Annotated in this window: 16 protein-coding genes, 1 tRNA gene and 1 pseudogene; 7 read left to right on the top strand and 11 right to left on the bottom strand. The window is 71.9% G+C overall.

Annotated features, from left to right (window positions below; genetic code table 11):
* The 5 genes from ACFVX6_RS01850 to ACFVX6_RS01830 form a co-directional block, all read right to left on the bottom strand.
* Nucleotides 1-2375: ABC transporter permease (locus ACFVX6_RS01850; protein WP_389686900.1), on the bottom strand; the 2375-nt coding region annotated here is incomplete at its 3' end.
* A gap of 16 nt (nucleotides 2376-2391) precedes the next feature.
* Nucleotides 2392-3657, bottom strand: a complete 1266-nt coding sequence (locus ACFVX6_RS01845; RefSeq protein ID WP_389686898.1) for an ABC transporter substrate-binding protein — start codon at nucleotides 3655-3657, stop codon at nucleotides 2392-2394.
* A gap of 132 nt (nucleotides 3658-3789) precedes the next feature.
* The gene (locus ACFVX6_RS01840; RefSeq protein WP_389686896.1) at nucleotides 3790-5613 is read right to left on the bottom strand and encodes an AMP-dependent synthetase/ligase; all 1824 of its coding nucleotides are present in this window, start codon (nucleotides 5611-5613) and stop codon (nucleotides 3790-3792) included.
* 98 nt (nucleotides 5614-5711) lie between these two features.
* Entirely contained in the window at nucleotides 5712-6365 is a 654-nt protein-coding gene (locus ACFVX6_RS01835) for an NADPH-dependent F420 reductase (protein ID WP_389686929.1), read from the bottom strand.
* Nucleotides 6366-6527: 162 nt separating this feature from the next.
* Nucleotides 6528-7379: a LysR substrate-binding domain-containing protein gene (locus ACFVX6_RS01830; RefSeq protein WP_389686894.1), complete on the bottom strand. Its 852-nt coding sequence runs from the start codon at nucleotides 7377-7379 to the stop codon at nucleotides 6528-6530.
* A 166-nt stretch (nucleotides 7380-7545) separates the two neighbouring features.
* On the opposite strand from ACFVX6_RS01830, the gene ACFVX6_RS01825 reads away from it, so the two are divergent.
* The 3 genes from ACFVX6_RS01825 to ACFVX6_RS01815 all read left to right on the top strand — a co-directional run bounded on the left by ACFVX6_RS01825 (nucleotide 7546) and on the right by ACFVX6_RS01815 (nucleotide 9500).
* Complete coding sequence (locus ACFVX6_RS01825) at nucleotides 7546-8661, top strand: bile acid:sodium symporter family protein (RefSeq protein ID WP_389686927.1); 1116 nt, start codon at nucleotides 7546-7548, stop codon at nucleotides 8659-8661.
* Between the two features lie 9 nt (nucleotides 8662-8670).
* Nucleotides 8671-9111, top strand: a complete 441-nt coding sequence (locus tag ACFVX6_RS01820) for a (2Fe-2S) ferredoxin domain-containing protein (protein WP_389686892.1) — start codon at nucleotides 8671-8673, stop codon at nucleotides 9109-9111.
* 119 nt (nucleotides 9112-9230) lie between these two features.
* Entirely contained in the window at nucleotides 9231-9500 is a 270-nt protein-coding gene (locus ACFVX6_RS01815) for a hypothetical protein (RefSeq protein ID WP_389686890.1), read from the top strand.
* Between the two features lie 89 nt (nucleotides 9501-9589).
* Here the strand turns inward: ACFVX6_RS01815 and fdhD are convergent, their stop codons facing one another.
* On the bottom strand, nucleotides 9590-10423 hold the full coding sequence (fdhD, locus tag ACFVX6_RS01810) for a formate dehydrogenase accessory sulfurtransferase FdhD (protein ID WP_389686888.1): 834 nt from the start codon (nucleotides 10421-10423) through the stop codon (nucleotides 9590-9592).
* A 215-nt stretch (nucleotides 10424-10638) separates the two neighbouring features.
* On the opposite strand from fdhD, the gene ACFVX6_RS01805 reads away from it, so the two are divergent.
* A complete protein-coding gene (locus ACFVX6_RS01805) occupies nucleotides 10639-11580 on the top strand; it encodes a beta-ketoacyl-ACP synthase III (protein ID WP_274550340.1) in 942 nt (313 codons plus the stop codon).
* Here the strand turns inward: ACFVX6_RS01805 and ACFVX6_RS01800 are convergent.
* The 3 genes and pseudogenes from ACFVX6_RS01800 to ACFVX6_RS01790 all read right to left on the bottom strand — a co-directional run bounded on the left by ACFVX6_RS01800 (nucleotide 11550) and on the right by ACFVX6_RS01790 (nucleotide 12293).
* On the bottom strand, nucleotides 11550-11825 hold the full coding sequence (locus tag ACFVX6_RS01800) for a hypothetical protein (RefSeq protein WP_389686886.1): 276 nt from the start codon (nucleotides 11823-11825) through the stop codon (nucleotides 11550-11552). The two genes, ACFVX6_RS01805 and ACFVX6_RS01800, sit on opposite strands and share 31 nt — an antisense overlap.
* Nucleotides 11826-11937: 112 nt before the next feature.
* A pseudogene (locus ACFVX6_RS01795) lies at nucleotides 11938-12021 on the bottom strand (hypothetical protein); the annotation flags it as partial.
* A gap of 14 nt (nucleotides 12022-12035) precedes the next feature.
* Nucleotides 12036-12293, bottom strand: a complete 258-nt coding sequence (locus ACFVX6_RS01790; protein WP_389686884.1) for a hypothetical protein — start codon at nucleotides 12291-12293, stop codon at nucleotides 12036-12038.
* Nucleotides 12294-12432: 139 nt separating this feature from the next.
* Here ACFVX6_RS01790 and ACFVX6_RS01785 point away from each other — a divergent pair, with 139 nt between their 5' ends.
* Both ACFVX6_RS01785 and ACFVX6_RS01780 read left to right on the top strand, forming a co-directional pair.
* A complete protein-coding gene (locus ACFVX6_RS01785) occupies nucleotides 12433-12606 on the top strand; it encodes a hypothetical protein (RefSeq protein ID WP_389686882.1) in 174 nt (57 codons plus the stop codon).
* Between the two features lie 185 nt (nucleotides 12607-12791).
* Nucleotides 12792-12876: transfer RNA gene (locus ACFVX6_RS01780), tRNA-Leu, on the top strand.
* A 79-nt stretch (nucleotides 12877-12955) separates the two neighbouring features.
* Here ACFVX6_RS01780 and ACFVX6_RS01775 read toward each other — a convergent pair.
* A complete protein-coding gene (locus ACFVX6_RS01775) occupies nucleotides 12956-13696 on the bottom strand; it encodes a pyridoxamine 5'-phosphate oxidase family protein (protein WP_389686880.1) in 741 nt (246 codons plus the stop codon).
* Between the two features lie 217 nt (nucleotides 13697-13913).
* Between ACFVX6_RS01775 and ACFVX6_RS01770 the strand changes: the two genes are divergently transcribed.
* Nucleotides 13914-14291, top strand: coding sequence for a DUF4440 domain-containing protein (locus ACFVX6_RS01770; protein WP_389686925.1), 378 nt, complete (start codon nucleotides 13914-13916; stop codon nucleotides 14289-14291).
* Nucleotides 14292-14383: 92 nt separating this feature from the next.
* Here ACFVX6_RS01770 and ACFVX6_RS01765 read toward each other — a convergent pair whose 3' ends face one another.
* Nucleotides 14384-15526 (bottom strand): agmatine/peptidylarginine deiminase, encoded by a 1143-nt coding sequence (locus ACFVX6_RS01765; RefSeq protein WP_389686878.1) that lies wholly within the window; start codon nucleotides 15524-15526, stop codon nucleotides 14384-14386.
* Nucleotides 15527-15607: the final 81 nt, after the last annotated feature.

Genomic DNA, 15607 nt, shown 5'->3' with positions numbered 1-15607 from the left:
ATTTGTTTATAAGAGACCGGTTGCCCTGCGGGCGGCACGTCCCCCACCCCGCCCCTTCCCGAAACCGGGGGCGCGGCCCCCGGGCCCCCGGGTTCTTCGGGGGCTCCGCCCCCGGACCCCCGCGCCTCGAACGCCGGCGGGGCTGATGTCCGGCCTGCCCGGCGCTTGAGGGCCGGGGCCCGGGGCGGAGCCCCGGTTTCGGGAAGGGGCGGGGTGGGGGAGAGCCCCGCAGGGCCCACCCCGACTCCGCCGCCGACCCGCGCCGCGGGAACGGCCCCGGCCCCGGCCTTGGCTCCGGTTCCGGCCCCGGCTCCGGCGGAGGCCGAGGCTTCGGCCCCGGCCGAGGTTCCGGCCCCGGCTCCGGCCGGGGTGCCGGCCCCGGCTTTGGCGGAGGCCAAGATTCCGGCTCCGGCGGAGGCCAAGACTCCGGCTCCGGCGGAGGCCGAGGCTTCGGCCCCGGACGACGCACCCGCCCGGCGACGGGCCAGTCGCACCGGCAGCGCCGCGCAATACCCGTCGGGATCGTTGGCCAAGGCCAACCCCGCCAGTCCGAACAGGATCACCGGCAGGTGCGCCGACTCCGTCACGTAGTCCGCCATCACCCGCGGAGCGACGGCGAAGACCAGCCCCGCCACCACCGCGTACTGCGGCCTGCGCACACCCGCCGCGACGACCACCGCCAGCCACACCAGCCCGGTCATCGCCGTGAAGTCCGTAGCGGTGATGCGGGTGTTGTACGAGGCGTACATCACGCCCCCGAATCCGGCCAGCCCCGCCGACAGCGTGAACAGCAGCAGCTTCGTCCGCAGCACGGACACCCCGGAGGCCATCGCGGCCGCGGGAGCCGACCGTACGGCGAGCATCGCCCGGCCCGAGGGGGAGCCCCGCAGCGCGCTCAGCCCGGCGGCGACCGCCGCGACCAGGACGACCAGCGCCACCCCCAGCGCCCGGTCGTCGGAGAGGTCCACCGGTCCGATGACGGGCCGCGGGATCGACCACCCGGAGTCCCCGTTGCGCAGCCACCGCATCTGGAAGAGCACCTGGTCCGCCAGGAAGGCCAGGGCCAGTGTCGCCAGTGCCAGGGAGCGCCCGCCGAGCCGTAGCGCGGGCAGCGCGACCAGTGCTCCCAGGACGGCGGCCACGCACGTGCCGACCGCCAGCGCCGCGAAGAACGGCCACCCGCGGCTCATCAGCAGTCCGGCCACCAGCGCTGCCCCGGTCACGAAGGTGCCCTGGGCCAGGGACACCATCGCCCCGAGCCCGGTGACCACGGTGAAGGACATGAACACCAGGGCCAGCGCGAGCCCTTGTGCGAGGAGCCCGCTCCAGAACGGGGTGGTCACGGTGTAGAAGGCCGTACACAGCAGTACTGCGCCCACGGCCCAAACCCCCCACCGCCGCCCCCACGGGGCCCCGGCCAGGTGGTCGGGCGAGGCCACGTCCACCGCGGCGGTCCCGGCCGCCCGGGCCCGCCGGGTGAGCACGAGCAGCCCCCCGAACAGGATCAGGAAGGGCACGGCCGTCCTGAAGCCGGTGATGGAGTCGGCGAAGGACGCGTAGCCGACGACCAGGTTCTGCAGTACTCCGAGCCCCAGTCCGCCCGCGAAGGCGAGCGGGACGGAGGCGAACCGTCCGATGACGGCCGCCGTGGCCGACACGAACAGGAACAGCGTGAAATCGTGCGCGGACAGCCCCAGCAGCGGAGTCGCCAGGACCCCCGCCAGCCCGGCCAGCCCCGAGGCGATCATCCACGCCACCGAGGACAGCCGGTCGGCGTCGATCCCGCGCAGCTCGGTGAGCGAGCGGTTGTCGACGGCGGCCCGCAGCCGCAGCCCCAGCCGGGTGTGCCGCATCAGCACCCACAGGGCGACCGCCACCAGGGCCGTGGCCACCCAGGTGATCAGCTGGTCGGAGTCGATGCCCACGTCGGCGGTGAGCTGCCAGGACTTCGCGGGGCTCGGCCCCACCCCCGGCAGCCCGAACTGGTTCTCCGCCGGCTTGAGCGGCGCTCCCGCGTCGGTCAGGAGTTCCACCGTCCACAGCCCGGCCGCCGGCAGGGCCACCAGCAGTCCAATAGTGGCCACGATCTGGGCCGTCTCGCCGACCTGCGCGAGCCGCCGGAACATCAGCCGGTCCAGCGCCCACCCGAGTCCGGGCGCCAGGACCAGGACCACCAGCAGCGCCGCCGGGACGGCCGGCCAGCCGAGCCCGGAATGCAGTTCGTAGAAGGTGAGCGCGCACAGGTAGGCGGTGGCCCCGTGCGCGAAGTTGAACAGCCCGGAAGCCGAGTACGACAGCACCAGCCCGGTGGCGAGCAGTGCGTACAGGGCGCCGGACACCAGACCGCTCAGTACGAAGGCGAGCAGATCTCCCATTCCGTTTCCCGCACCCCTACTTGAAGGGGATGGGCTCGTAGCACTTGAACGGTACGGAGACCTCGTACGCGCCGTTCTTCAGCTGGACGAGCGCCCCGCAGCCGAAGCTGTCCTTCTGGCCCTTGGGCTCCGCGCGGTTGCCGACGAGGGTGTCGGTGTCGGAGAAGCCCTGCGCGGCGGCCTGGAAGGACTCGACGGTCAGGTTCTTGCCGGCCTTCTGCGCGATCGACACGAACAGGTCGGCCGACATGTAGCCGGTCATCATGTGCATGTTGAGCGGCACGTCCAGCCCGCCCGACGCGGCCTTGATGTCGGCCTTGAACTGGGCCATCTTCGGGGTCGTCGACTCGAACGGCTCGAACTGGAGCAGGACGTGCACGCCGTCGAGGGCCTGCTTGGTGGCGTCCTTGGCGAGCAGACCCGGGTCGTAGTCGGTGGGGTCGGAGAGCAGTCCCTTGTACCCGCTGCGCTTGAGAGAGGTGAACAGCCCGATGTTGTTGGGGGTCTGCATGACGGAGACGACCGCGTCCGGTGCCTTGCCGTCGTTGCTCTCGAGGATCTCCTTGACGTACGCCGACCAGTCGCTCGGCACGGCGGTGCCGGGCACCGAGGCCTTGGCGTAGGAGACCTTGAACCCGGCGCTGGCGAAGCCCTGCTGGAAGGTGCGCACACCGAACTTTCCGGCGTCGCTGTCGTTGGCGATGATCGCGACCGATTTGCCCGCGGCGCCGCCGAGGACCTGGCCGATTCCCTCGGGCCAGGTCTGGTTGATGGTGCCGCCGGGGGTGGGGACGAGACAGCCGTTGAACCCGTAGATGTATTTGGGTCCGCAGAAGGAGGGCAGCGTGCCCCAGCCGAAGGTGGGCACCTTCTCCTGCTCCAGGAAGTCGGCGCCGGTGAAGGTGACCGAGCTCATGGGGGAGACCGCGAAGACCTTGTCCTGCTGGACGAGTTTGCGGGCCGCCGCCAGGTTCTTGGCGGGGTCCTGTGCGTCGTCCTCGGCGCCGATGTAGTCGATCTTGCGGCCGTTGATCCCGCCCTCGGCGTTGGCCCTCATGTAACGGGCCTTCGCCCCGAGGTCAGTGGCCTTCTTGCTGTAGCCGCTGGCGCTGGTCATCGACACGAGGCCGCCGACCTTGATCGAGTCGGCGGTCACCCCGCGGGAGTTGCCGCCGGCTACTCCCGGCTTGTCGGTGGAGGCGCCGTTGGAGGCGGAGTTGCAGGCGGAGACGAGCGCGAGCGCCGCTGCCGCGGCGGCCAGGGTGCGGATCGGTCGCAACATGTGTGGATCCCCTCCGGTCGGAATCCCCGCATTCTGTGCGTGACCTGACGCATCGTCAATATCAACGACAAGTAAAGTGACGGCCCGTCAGGTAACGGTTCGGACCGTTGGCGTGATCGCGCTGCGCGCCCGTCAGGACTGGTAGAGGGCCGCCACCTCCTCGGCGTAGACCTTCTCTATGGCGCGCCGCTTCAGCTTCAGCGAGGGCGTCAGGAGCCCCCGTTCCTCGGTGAACTGATCGGCCAGCACGCGGAACGTGCGGATCGACTCGGCCTGGGAGACCAGGGTGTTGGCCGCCACCACCGACCGGCGGACCTCCGCCGTCAGATCGGGATCGAGCACCAGCTCCGCCGCCGGCAGCCGGGGGCGGCCGCGCATCGCCATCCAGTGCGCGACCCCCTCCATGTCCAGGGTGAGCAGGGCAGCGATGTACGGACGGTCGTTGCCCACCAGGACGCACTGGGAGACGAGCGGATGCGAGCGGACCCGCTCCTCCAGGGCGGCCGGCGCGACGCTCTTGCCGTTGGAGGTCACCAGGATCTCCTTCTTGCGCCCCGTGATCGTGAGGTACCCGTCCGCGTCGAGACGTCCCAGGTCCCCCGTCGCCAGCCAGCCGTCCCGCAGGACGGCCTCCGTGGCGTGCGGGTCGTTGAGGTACCCGGAGAAGACGTGGGCCCCGTACAGCCAGATCTCCCCGTCTTCGGCGATGTGCACCGTACCGCCGGGGATCGGCCGCCCGACGGTGCCGTACTTGATGGCCCCGGGCGGGTTCGCCGTGGCCGCCGCGCAGGACTCCGTCAGACCGTAGCCCTCGAAGATCGTGACCCCGGCCCCGTCGAAGAACAGCCCCAGCCGGCGCGACATCGCGGAGCCGCCCGACATGGCGTACCGCACCCTGCCGCCCAGCGCCTCGCGGACCTTCCCGTACACCAGCTTCTCGAAGAGCTGGTGCTCCATGCGCAGCTTCGCCGAGGGCCCGGGCCCGACACCGAACGCCTTCTGCTCGCGCGCCTCCGCGTACCGTACGGCCGTGTCCACCGCCCGGTCGAAGGGCCCCGTCCGGCCCTCGGTCTCGGCCTTGCGGCGGGCGGCGGCGAAGACCTTCTCGAAGACGTACGGCACCCCGAGCACGAACGTGGGCCGGAACGCGGCCAGGTCCGGCAGCAGTTCGGCCGCCGCCAGCACCGGCTGGTGCCCGAGCTTCACCCGGGCGCGGACGGCCGCCACCTCCACCATCCGCCCGAAGACGTGGGCGAGCGGCAGGAACAGCAGGGTGGACGGCTGCTCGCCCGGCCGGGCCTGGAAGACGGACTCCCAGCGGGTCACCATCGTGTCGGCCTCGAACATGAAATTGCCGTGGGTCAGCACACAGCCCTTGGGGCGGCCGGTGGTCCCCGAGGTGTAGATGACGGTGGCCGTCGCGTCGGGCGTCACCGCGCTCCGGTGGCGGTGCACCACGTCCTCGGCGACCTGGAGCCCGTCCTGGACGAGCCCGTCCACGGCGCCCGCGTCCAGCTGCCACAGCCGGAGCAGCCGCGGCAGCCGCTCGATCACCGATCCGACGGTCATGGCCTGGTCCTCGTCCTCCACCACACAGGCCGTGCACTCGGAGTCGTAGAGGATCCAGTGCACCTGCTCGGCGGAGGACGAGGGATAGACGGGGACCGGCTGGGCGCCGATCGCCCACAGGGCGAAGTCGAAGAGCGTCCACTCGTACCGGGTACGGGACATGATCGCGACCCGGTCCCCGAAGCGGATGCCCTGCGCCAGCAGCCCCTTGGCGAGCCCGAGCACCTCGGAGGCCAGCTCGCCGGAGGTCACGTCGCCCCAGACACCGTCCGACTTGCGGCCGAGCACGACCCGGCCGGGGTCCTCGCGGGCGTGCAGGAAGACGGCATCGGCCAGGCCGCCGACGGGCGAGCCCGTGACGACGGGTGGGACGGTGATCTCCTGCAAGGCCCGCTCCTCTCCGTACGGCGCGGCGACGCTATCCCACGCCTACCCGCCAGTGATCACGGAAGGAAGACCTCCACAAGACCTCCTCAGCGGTGCGTTCAGGACACTCCCGGGGCCGTGACCACGGAGAGGTTGAAGTCCACCGGTCCGAGCACCCCGTAGAGGCGCAGCCACAACGCCATCAGGGCCTCGGTGGCGCGGGCGCTCGACAGGTCGCCGAGATCGGTGATCTGCTCGGGCGCCCAGCCGAAGGAGCGCAGGAGCGCGGTGGTCTCGGCCTTGGCGGCGTCGTCGTCGCCGCTCACGAACACCGTGTGGTGGCCCGGCACCCGGCTCGGCTCGACCATCACCGCGTTGTTCATGGTGTTGAGCGTCTTGACGATCCGCGCTTCGGGGAACGCCTTCTGGAGCTGCTCGGCGACGCTGTGGCCGTCCGGGGTGACCACCCCGGGCGGGAACCCCTCCGAGAAGGCCAGCGCGTTGGAGACGTCCACGACGGTCTTGCCCCGGAGGTTGCAGGCCCCGGCGGCCTCCAGGACGGCGAGCGAGACCAGCCCGCCGGTCGCGTTGACGACGAGCTCGGCGGAGGCGGCGGCATCGGCGAAGGTCCCGTGGCCACCGCCCGTCTCGGCAGCCCACCGCGCGGCATCCGCGTTGTCCGCCGTACGGGACCCCATCGTGACCTCGTGCCCGACCGAGACCAGCTTCCCCGCCAGCCGCTGCCCGACCTCACCGGTCCTCAGTACCGCGATCTTCGCGTGCGTCCCCCAGCTCGTTCTGTTCGTTCCGTACGAATTCCCGCCGGACCGCGACCGGTTGGCGTACTCAGACCCTAAACACACGGTGCCGCGAACGGCAGCACATTCGACCCGGCGGGCGTCCGAGTTCCCAGGTCAGGGGAGTCGCGGGGCGGCCTACGCGGCTCGCGTCAATCGGTCCGCCCCCGACAGGATCGCCGCGGCCAGCGCCTCCGCGGCGGCGGAGCCCCGGGCGCCCCGCAGCAGCGCGAACTCCACCGTTCCGAGGTCCGGCAGGCCGCTCACCCGGACCAGCCCCGGCGGGATCAGTCCCCGGGTGTGGGCCATCACGCCCAGCCCCGCCCGGGCCGCCGCGATCAGACCGCTCAGGCTGCCGCTCGTACAGGCGATCCGCCACGGCCGCCCGTCCGCCTGCAACACGTCCAGCGCCCGCGCCCGCGTGATTCCCGGGGGCGGGAAGACGATCAGCGGAACGGGCCGGTCCGGGTCCACCCGCAGCCCCTCCGCGCCGATCCACACCATCCGGTCCCGCCACACCAGCCGGCCCCGCTCGTCGCCGTCCCCGCGCCGCTTGGCGAGTACGAGGTCCAGCCGGCCGGCGTCCAGCCGCTCGTGCAGGGTCCCCGAAAGCTCCACGGACAGCTCGAGCTCCACCTCGGGGTGCTCGTGCCGGAACGCCTCGAGGATCTCCGGCAGCCGGGTCAGAACGAAGTCCTCGGAGGCGCCGAAGCGCAGCCGGCCCCGGATCCGGGTCCCCGCGAAGAAGGCCGTCGCGCGCTCGTGCGCCTCCAGGATCGAGCGGGCGAAGCCGAGCAGCGCCTCGCCGTCCTCGGTGAGTTCCACGCTGTGCGTGTCGCGCAGGAAGAGGGGCCGGCCCGTGGCCTCCTCCAGCCGGCGCACGTGCTGGCTGACCGTGGACTGGCGGACGCCGAGCCGGGCGGCGGCCTGCGTGAAGCTCAGGGTCTGGGCGACGGTCAGGAAGGTGCGCAGCTGAACGGGGTCGTACATACCGACCACCCTACGCCTGCTCATCATGTTCCGTGATGACAGTGAGAGCGGTGTACGGGTTTCCCGATCACCGTCTCGCCCCCGAGAATGAAAAGGAAATCCGTCGAGTCCCGCCCCGCCTGGCCCTGCGCCGCCCTCCCGCCGACCTCAGCAAGTGAGCCTCCCCATGCGCCGCCCGCACCTCCCCGCCCGGCTCCCCGTGGACCCGTTCATCATGGGTCTGCTCGCCACCGTCGGCCTCGCCGCCCTGCTGCCCGCCCGCGGCGCGGCCGCCTCCGTGGCCGAGGCCGCCTCCACCGCGGCGGTGGCCCTGCTCTTCTTCCTCTACGGCGCCCGGCTCTCCACCCGCGAGGCCCTCGACGGCATGCGCCACTGGCAGCTCCACCTCACCGTGCTCGCCTCCACCTTTCTCCTCTTCCCCCTCCTGGGCCTCGCCGCGCACGCCCTGGTCCCCACCGTGCTCACGCCGCCCCTCTACAGCGGCCTGCTCTTCCTCTGCCTGGTCCCCTCCACCATCCAGTCCTCCATCGCCTTCACCTCGATCGCCCGCGGCAACGTCCCCGCCGCGATCTGCGCGGGCTCCTTCTCCAGCCTCATCGGCATCTTCCTGACCCCCCTCCTCGCCGCCGGCCTGCTCGGCAACAGCGCGGGCGGGTTCTCCCTCGACTCGCTGGTGAAGATCGTCCTCCAGTTGCTCCTGCCCTTCCTCCTCGGCCAGGGGCTGCGCCCCTGGGTCGGCGGCTTCCTCGTCCGCAACAAGAAGGTCCTCGGCCACGTCGACCGCGGCTCGATCCTGCTCGTCGTCTACACCGCCTTCAGCGCGGGCATGGTCGCGGGGATCTGGCACCAGGTCAGCCTCCCGCGCCTGGGCGGGCTGATGGCCGTGGAGGCGGTCGTCCTCGCCGTGATGCTGGCGGCCACCTGGTACGGGGCCAAGCGCCTCGGATTCACCCGCGAGGACCGGATCGCCATCCAGTTCGCGGGGTCGAAGAAGAGCCTGGCCGCCGGACTCCCCATGGCCAGCGTCCTGTTCGGAGCCCAGGCGAGCCTCGCCGTGCTGCCGCTGATGCTCTTCCACCAGATGCAGCTGATGGTCTGCGCGGTGTTGGCCCGCCGCCGCGCGCGGGACCCGCAGGACTCGCACGCCCCGCAGGACCCGCAGGGCACTCCCGCCCGGCAGGCCGCGCAGGACGCGCAGGTCACGGAGCAGCCCGAACGCGCCGCCGGGCATGTGGCGGAGGTCTCGCACACCCCTCAACACCCGGTCCCGCAGGCCCGGTAACGTGCGGCGGTGACCTGGATACGCCCACTCGCCGTGAATGCTGCCCATGCCCCGCGCCCCTGCACCCTGGTGGTCTGCCGCGGCTGCTGCTGTGGCGACCCCCGCAAGAACCCCGGCACCGACCACGCGGGACAGCTGGCCCGGCTGCGCGAGGCCGCGGCGGCCTCCGGCGGGCGCCTGGCCGTCCGTACGACCGACTGCCTCGGCCCCTGCGCGCAGGCCAACGTCATCGTGGTCCAGCCCACCACCGAGGCCCGCCGCCGGGGCGCCCGTGCGGTCTGGTTCGGCTGGGCCCTGGACGACACCGCCACCGACGAGATCATCGCCTGGGCCGAAGCGGGTGGCCCCGGGGCCACGCCGCTCCCGGCGACCCTCGACCTCCACCGCATCGACCCACCGGACCCGAAGCCGGCCGAGCCCGCTTCCCGCCGCGGTCGCCGCAAGCGCTGATCGGGGCGCCGTAAGGACGGAGGGGGTGCGGGGACGGAAAGCGTTAGGGCGAGGAAATGTCCGGTTCTTCTAGGTTCTGGGTGTCAGCCAAGCAACCCCGAACCACCAGGGAGCCACTCATGAAGCTCAACAAGCGCATCGCCGCCGTCTCCGCCGCCGCCCTCCTCGCCACGCTCGCCCTCGGCGGAGCCGCCAACGCCGCGGACAACGGCAACGGCGCCGTCAAGGACGGCTCCACCCACAGCAACACGGTCGAGGCCCCGGCCGGCACCCCGCACGTGGCCGCGAAGAAGATCGAGCCCGCGTCCAAGGACAACCCGTACAGCCAGACCATCGAGGCTCCGGCGGGCACCGAGCACACCGGCGCGGGGCACCTGGCCGACAAGTAGCCCGCGCGCGGCAGGGGCGGCGGGCCGCGCGACGGCCCCCGCCGCCCCGCCGTCCCCGTCGCCCCGTCCGGGCCGCGCCGGGCCGCGGCTCACGCCGTCAGGTCGATCCGCTCCTCGCCCGCGTAGATGTTCATGTCCCCGCCCCGCAGGAACCCGACCAGCGTCAGCCCCGACTCCAGGGCCAGGTCCACCGCGAGCGAGGACGGAGCGGATACGGCCGCCAGCACGGGGATGCCCGCCATCACGGCCTTCTGCGCCAGCTCGAAGGAAGCCCGCCCCGACACCAGCAGGACCGAGCCCGCCAGCGGCAGCCGCCCGGCTTGCAGGGCCCGCCCGACGATCTTGTCCACCGCGTTGTGCCGGCCCACGTCCTCCCGGACGTCGATCAGCTCGCCCCCCGCCGAGAACAGCCCGGCGCCGTGCAGGGCGCCGGTGCGCTCGAAGACCTTCTGCTCCGCGCGCAGCCGGTCCGGCAGCTCCCCGAGGACCCGCGCGCTCACCCGTACGGGATCGTCCGCGAGCCCCGGGAAGCGGGTCGCGGTGCGCACCGCGTCCAGGCTGGCCTTCCCGCACAGGCCGCACGAGGAGGTGGTGTAGACGTTCCGCTCCAGCGTGATGTCGGGCACCGGAACTCCGGCGGCGAGCTGCACGTTCACCACGTTGTAGGTGTTCGTTCCGTCCTCGGCGGCGCCCTCGCAGTAGGTCACGGCCCGGACGTCCGACGCCGAGGCGAGCACGCCCTCGCTGGCCAGGAAGCCCACGGCCAGCGCGAAATCGTCGCCCGGCGTGCGCATCGTGATGGCCAGCGGCTTGCCGTTCAGCCGTATCTCCAGGGGCTCTTCGGCCACCAGGGTGTCCGCCCGGGCCCCCGCCACGCCGTTCCGGATCCGGACGACGCGACGGCGTTCGGTGACCCGTCCCATGTGATCAGTCCACCTGTTCTGCCGTCGAGCGGCTTGTCCTACGCCTGGAGCATTCATTCTCCCGGATCCGCTTCGGGTCACCTTCCCCGGCTGGAAGACCCTCGGGAAGCTCCAAATTCCGGGCACTGAATCCTGTCGGGTCACGCGCCCCTGTACCCATCAGTAGCAGGCAAAGCTGGTACATCCTGACTGCCTTACAAGGGGGGACCCCGCCCATGACCGGTTCACGCGTGGTGGCGCTAGGGCACTACCAACCCTCGAAGGTGATCACCAACGAGGACCTCGCCGCCATGGTGGACACCAACGACGAGTGGATCCGGTCCCGCGTCGGGATCAAGACCCGGCACATGGCCGGACCCGACGAACCGGTGGACGAGCTGGCCTACCAGGCCGCAGGCAAGGCCCTCGCGAGCGCCGGCCTGACCCCGGACGACATCGACCTCGTCCTCGTCGCCACCTCCACCGCGATCGACCGTTCCCCGAACATGGCCGCCCGCGTCGCGGCCAAGCTCGGGATGGGCTCCAGCCCCGCCGTGATGGACATCAACGTCGTCTGCTCGGGCTTCACCCATGCCCTGGCCACCGCCGACCACGCGATCCGGGCCGGCGCCGCCACCCGGGCCCTGGTCATCGGGGCGGACAAGATGACCGAGATCACCGACTGGAGCGACCGCACCACCTGCGTCCTGACCGGCGACGGTGCCGGCGCGGCCGTCGTCGAGGCCTGCGAGGAGCCCGGCATCGGCCCGGTCCTGTGGGGATCGGTGCCCTCGATGGGCAACGCGGTCCGCATCGAGGGCACGCCGCCGGTCTTCGCCCAGGAGGGCCAGTCCGTTTACCGCTGGACCACCAGCCAGCTCCCCCCGCTCGCCCGCAAGGTCTGCGAGAAGGCCGGGATCACCCCGGAGGACCTGGCCGCAGTCGTCCTCCACCAGGCGAACCTGCGGATCATCGAGCCGCTCGCCGCGAAGATCGGCGCCGTCAACGCCGTCGTCGCCCGCGATGTCGTCGACTCCGGCAACACCTCGGCCGCCTCCATCCCGATGGCCCTGTCCAAGCTGGTCGAGCGCGGCGAGATCCCCTCCGGGGCGCCCGTCCTCCTCTTCGGCTTCGGCGGCAACCTCTCCTACGCCGGCCAGGTCATCAGCTGCCCGTAACACGCGGACCGGAGCCCGCGGCGCTGCCCGTCGCGGGCTCGGCCGTGGGCTCGGTCCCGGGCTCGGTCCCGGCCGGGTCCGCACCCGGGGCCCGCGCTGCGGGACTCCGCCGCCAGCGCGGCCACGAGCACCAGGACCAGCGCGGTCAGCTGCCAGACCGCGCCGATCCGCATGCCCGCCGCAGCGGTCACCAGTACGGGCACCACCGCGAGCGCCCGGAACCGTACCGGCCGGATCCCCAGCACCAGCCGGAAGGCGACGTCCCCGGCCAGATAGCAGGCGACCCCGCCCGCGAGCGCGAGGGCGGGCCCGGCCGGAAGCTGCTCGCCCAGGTGCCCGATCGCGTACGAAGTACATCCACCACAGTGCGGCCCCGACGGCCAGTGTCAGGAACGCGCCGACGATGATCCCCGAGGTCAGCGGCAGCGAGCCCACGCCCATGCCGACCGCGATGATCAGCAGCAGCCCGTGCCGTTCCACGAAGTGCGCGGCTCCGATCCCGCCGAGCTGATCCTCGATGGTCTTCCCCTGGACGGCGTCGGCACCGGTGGCCGCCGCCCGCCGCGAGATGGCCGGCGTGCCCGGCGCCCCTGGGCCTGGCTGTACAGCGCGCTGTGCATGATCACGACGACCAGGTAGCCGAGGCCGAAGGCGACCCCGCCGTCACCGAAGGCCGTCGGCACGGCCAGGGCGCACACCAGCAACGCCCCCATGGCGAGCAGATCAGCAAGCGGCGCACGGGCCGGTCGGGCGGTACCTGATTGGTCACCCGCCCGGATGACCGACGTTTCCGCGGCCCGAGACGTGGAGCATGGAACCACGCAATCCACCGGCAACAGGAGCAACCCTCACATGAGCCGCAAGACCGCAGTCCTGGCCGCCGTCGGAGCCGTCGCGGTCCTCGGAACCGTCGCGGCGATCGACGTACCCGCGGCGAACGGCTGGATCGAGAACCGGCACCAGCAGACGAGCTCGTACGCGACCGGCGCCCGGGCGAAGGAGAAGCGCGTCTCCGTCCCGCGCTGACTCCCGGACGGCGCGGAGGTAGTGAGACGCTCCGTCTCGCTCCGCACGCTGACCCGTCTCCCGGACATGCCCGCAGGTCAGCGCGGCGCGTCGAACTCGGCCCGGGCGAAATACCTGGTCGGAACCCCGCCGAACCTTTGCTATTGTTGTCCATGTCGCCGCGGGAAACCGGGGTCGACCACCTAGTCCGGGTGGCGGAATGGCAGACGCGCTAGCTTGAGGTGCTAGTGCCCTTTATCGGGCGTGGGGGTTCAAGTCCCCCCTCGGACACAGAGGTCGATCGACCAGACAGAGCCGGTCAAAGTGACAACACGTCGCTTTGACCGGCTCTTTCGTCGTACCCGGCCGCTCAGCCGGTGGCGGGGTCCGCGGGGTGGATCAGGCGCCTCAGGTACTCGGGCAGCTCCACCCCGGGGGTGAGGTCCTCGGCGGGGACGGGCGTGCCGTAGGTGCGGAGCAGCGGGACCTGTCCCGACCAGTGGGGGAGGCCGTCGTCCCGGGGTTCGTCGTGGGGACCGCCGACGCGGGACTTCGCGGAGACCTCGTTCAGGTCGAGGCGCAGTACGGCGACGTCGTCGAGTTCCTCCGCGCTCGGCGGACGGGTGTCCGATGACCGGCCGGGAACCACGTGCTCCACGATCGCCCTCAGCGCCCGGCCCCTCTCCTCGGGATCGTCGACCCGGTGCGCGACGCCGTGGGCCACGACGGAGCGGTAGTTCACGGAGTGCCGGAAGGCGGACCGGCCCAGGATCAGCCCGTCCAGGTGGGTGACGGTCACGCAGACGTCCAGGCCCCCGCCGCCGTCCTCCTCCGGCCGGTCCGTGCCGGCCCCGGCCAGGCGCACGGGGCGGGAGTCCACCGAGCCGTGCAGGTAGAGGTGCTCGCCGACCCGGGCGTAGAGGGTGGGCAGGACCACGGGCCTGCCGTCCCTGACGAAGCCCAGGTGGCACACGAAGGCCTCGTCGAGGATCGAGTGGACCAGGTTCCGGTCGTAGGACGCCCACTGCCGCATCCTGCCGGGGATCGTCCGCTCGGTCGGCGCGTAGGACCCCGTGGGGGCGGGCGGCGGGCGGTCGGGGGTGCTGCTCATGGGGCCTCCTGGTGAGGGGCGGGGTGTCCGCGCCTGCCAGTAGAACGCGCCCTCGTGGCCGGGACCCGTCCGGCACGCGGAGGGGGTGCGGCACCCGCCCGGTGGCGCGCGCGTCCGGGCCATTGCCCTCGTGCCGGGGGTAGGCGAAGATCGGCCGGGAATCTTCGCCCTCGGGAGGGTACGCGTGTCCGAAGTCAAGGCCGAGCTGGACCGGTTGATGAGCGTCTTCCTCGGCGCGTTCACCAATGCCGGAGGCGGACGGCCGGATCTGGGCGCCGTCCGCGAGGTGTTCATCCCCCAGGGGATGATCATCAAGAACATCGGGGGCGACCCCGTGATCTACGACCTCGACGGCTTCATCGAGCCGCGGGAGAAGATCCTCACCGACGGGACGCTGACGGAGTTCCGCGAATGGGAGGTCGCCGAGCGGACCGAGGTCTTCGGCTCGATCGCGCACCGGTTCAGCGAGTACCGCAAATCCGGATACCTCGACGGAACCTGGTTCGAGGGCTCCGGGCACAAGACCACCCAGTACGTCCGGACGCCCGACGGCTGGCGGATGAGCGCGATGGCCTGGGACGACGTCGCCCCCTAGGGGCGTAGGGCCGTGGGGGCGCAGCCCCGTAGCCCTGTCGAACGAATCCGGCCCCCCGCGGACAGCGGGGGGCCGGACGGGTGGGGGAGCGGTTACGCCACCGGCTGCTGCTGGGTCACGCAGTGGATGCCGCCGCCGCCCGCGCCCAGGCTGTCGGTGTTCAGCTGCACGACGACCCGGCCCGGGAAGAGCTGCTGGAGGGTGGCCTTGGCCGCCGCGTCGGCCCGGGTGTCACCGAACTGCGAGGAGATCACCGCGCCGTTGCACACGTAGTAGTTGGCGTACGAGGCCACGAAGTCGGGATTCGTGGAGCGGATCTTGTTGTAGTCGGGGCCCTGGAGCTTGGTGACCGCAATCGGGCCGCCGTGGGCGTCGGTGGAGGTGGATAGGACCTGGTACTGCTCGCGCGCGTCCTTGGCCCAGATGTCGTTGTCGCTCGCGAGCGGCATCTGCACCAGGGCCCTGCCCTCTTCGAGGAACCGGGACGTGGCGTCGACGTGGTCGTCGGTGATGTCCCGACCGGAGATGCCCTTGAACCAGATCACCTTGGACGCGCCGTAGGCGGTGCACATGCCCGCCTCCAGCTGCGCCTGGCTCATGTTGGGGTTGCGGTTGGAGTTGATGAGGGAACTGCGCGTGGCCATGAGCGTGCCGGCGCCGTCCGTCTCCACCGAGCCGCCCTCGCCGACGAACGAGGTGGTGCTGAATGCCACCCCGGCGTGGGCGGCGACACGGCCCGCCACCAGGGCGTCCTTGGCGTGGCTCTGCTTGTTGCCCCAGCCGTTGAAGTTGGTGCCGAACGCGTCCAGGCCGCCCGCCCCGTCGGTGCGGAACACCGGGCCGGTGTCACGGATCCAGCAGTCGTCGACGGGGATCGTGCTGATGACGGTGACCGACGTCCCGCAGGCGCTCTTCGCCTTGGAGACGCTCGCCGGGTTGGCGAGCATCACGACCGGTTCGTACGGGGCGATGGTCCTCGCGATGAGCGCGATGTTCGCCTGCACCCCCGAGAGCTTGTTGCCCCAGATGGAGGTCCTGTCGGGCCACGCCATCCAGGTCCGGGTGTGCCGGACTGTCTCGCACGGTACGGAGAAGGCCCCGGCGGCCGCGGCCGACGGCCGGTCGGCCGCGAAGGCCTGCCCGCCCACCGATGCCCATGCGGCGCCCGCGGCCGTGAGGCCGGCCGCGGCCAGGAACCCTCGTCTGTCCAGCTTCCCTACTACGTGCCCGTTCATCTCTGATCTCCGATCAGTCATGCGTGGATGCGCGATGGCGTGGAACCGGTGAACCGATGGGCCGCGGGCGCCGACGCACCC

It is taken from the genome of Streptomyces sp. NPDC058289 (assembly GCF_042880975.1).
Taxonomy (GTDB): domain Bacteria; phylum Actinomycetota; class Actinomycetes; order Streptomycetales; family Streptomycetaceae; genus Streptomyces; species Streptomyces stoeckheimensis.
The sequence above is the reverse complement of the archived record's forward strand: the minus strand, read 5'-3'. Positions and strand labels throughout refer to the sequence as shown.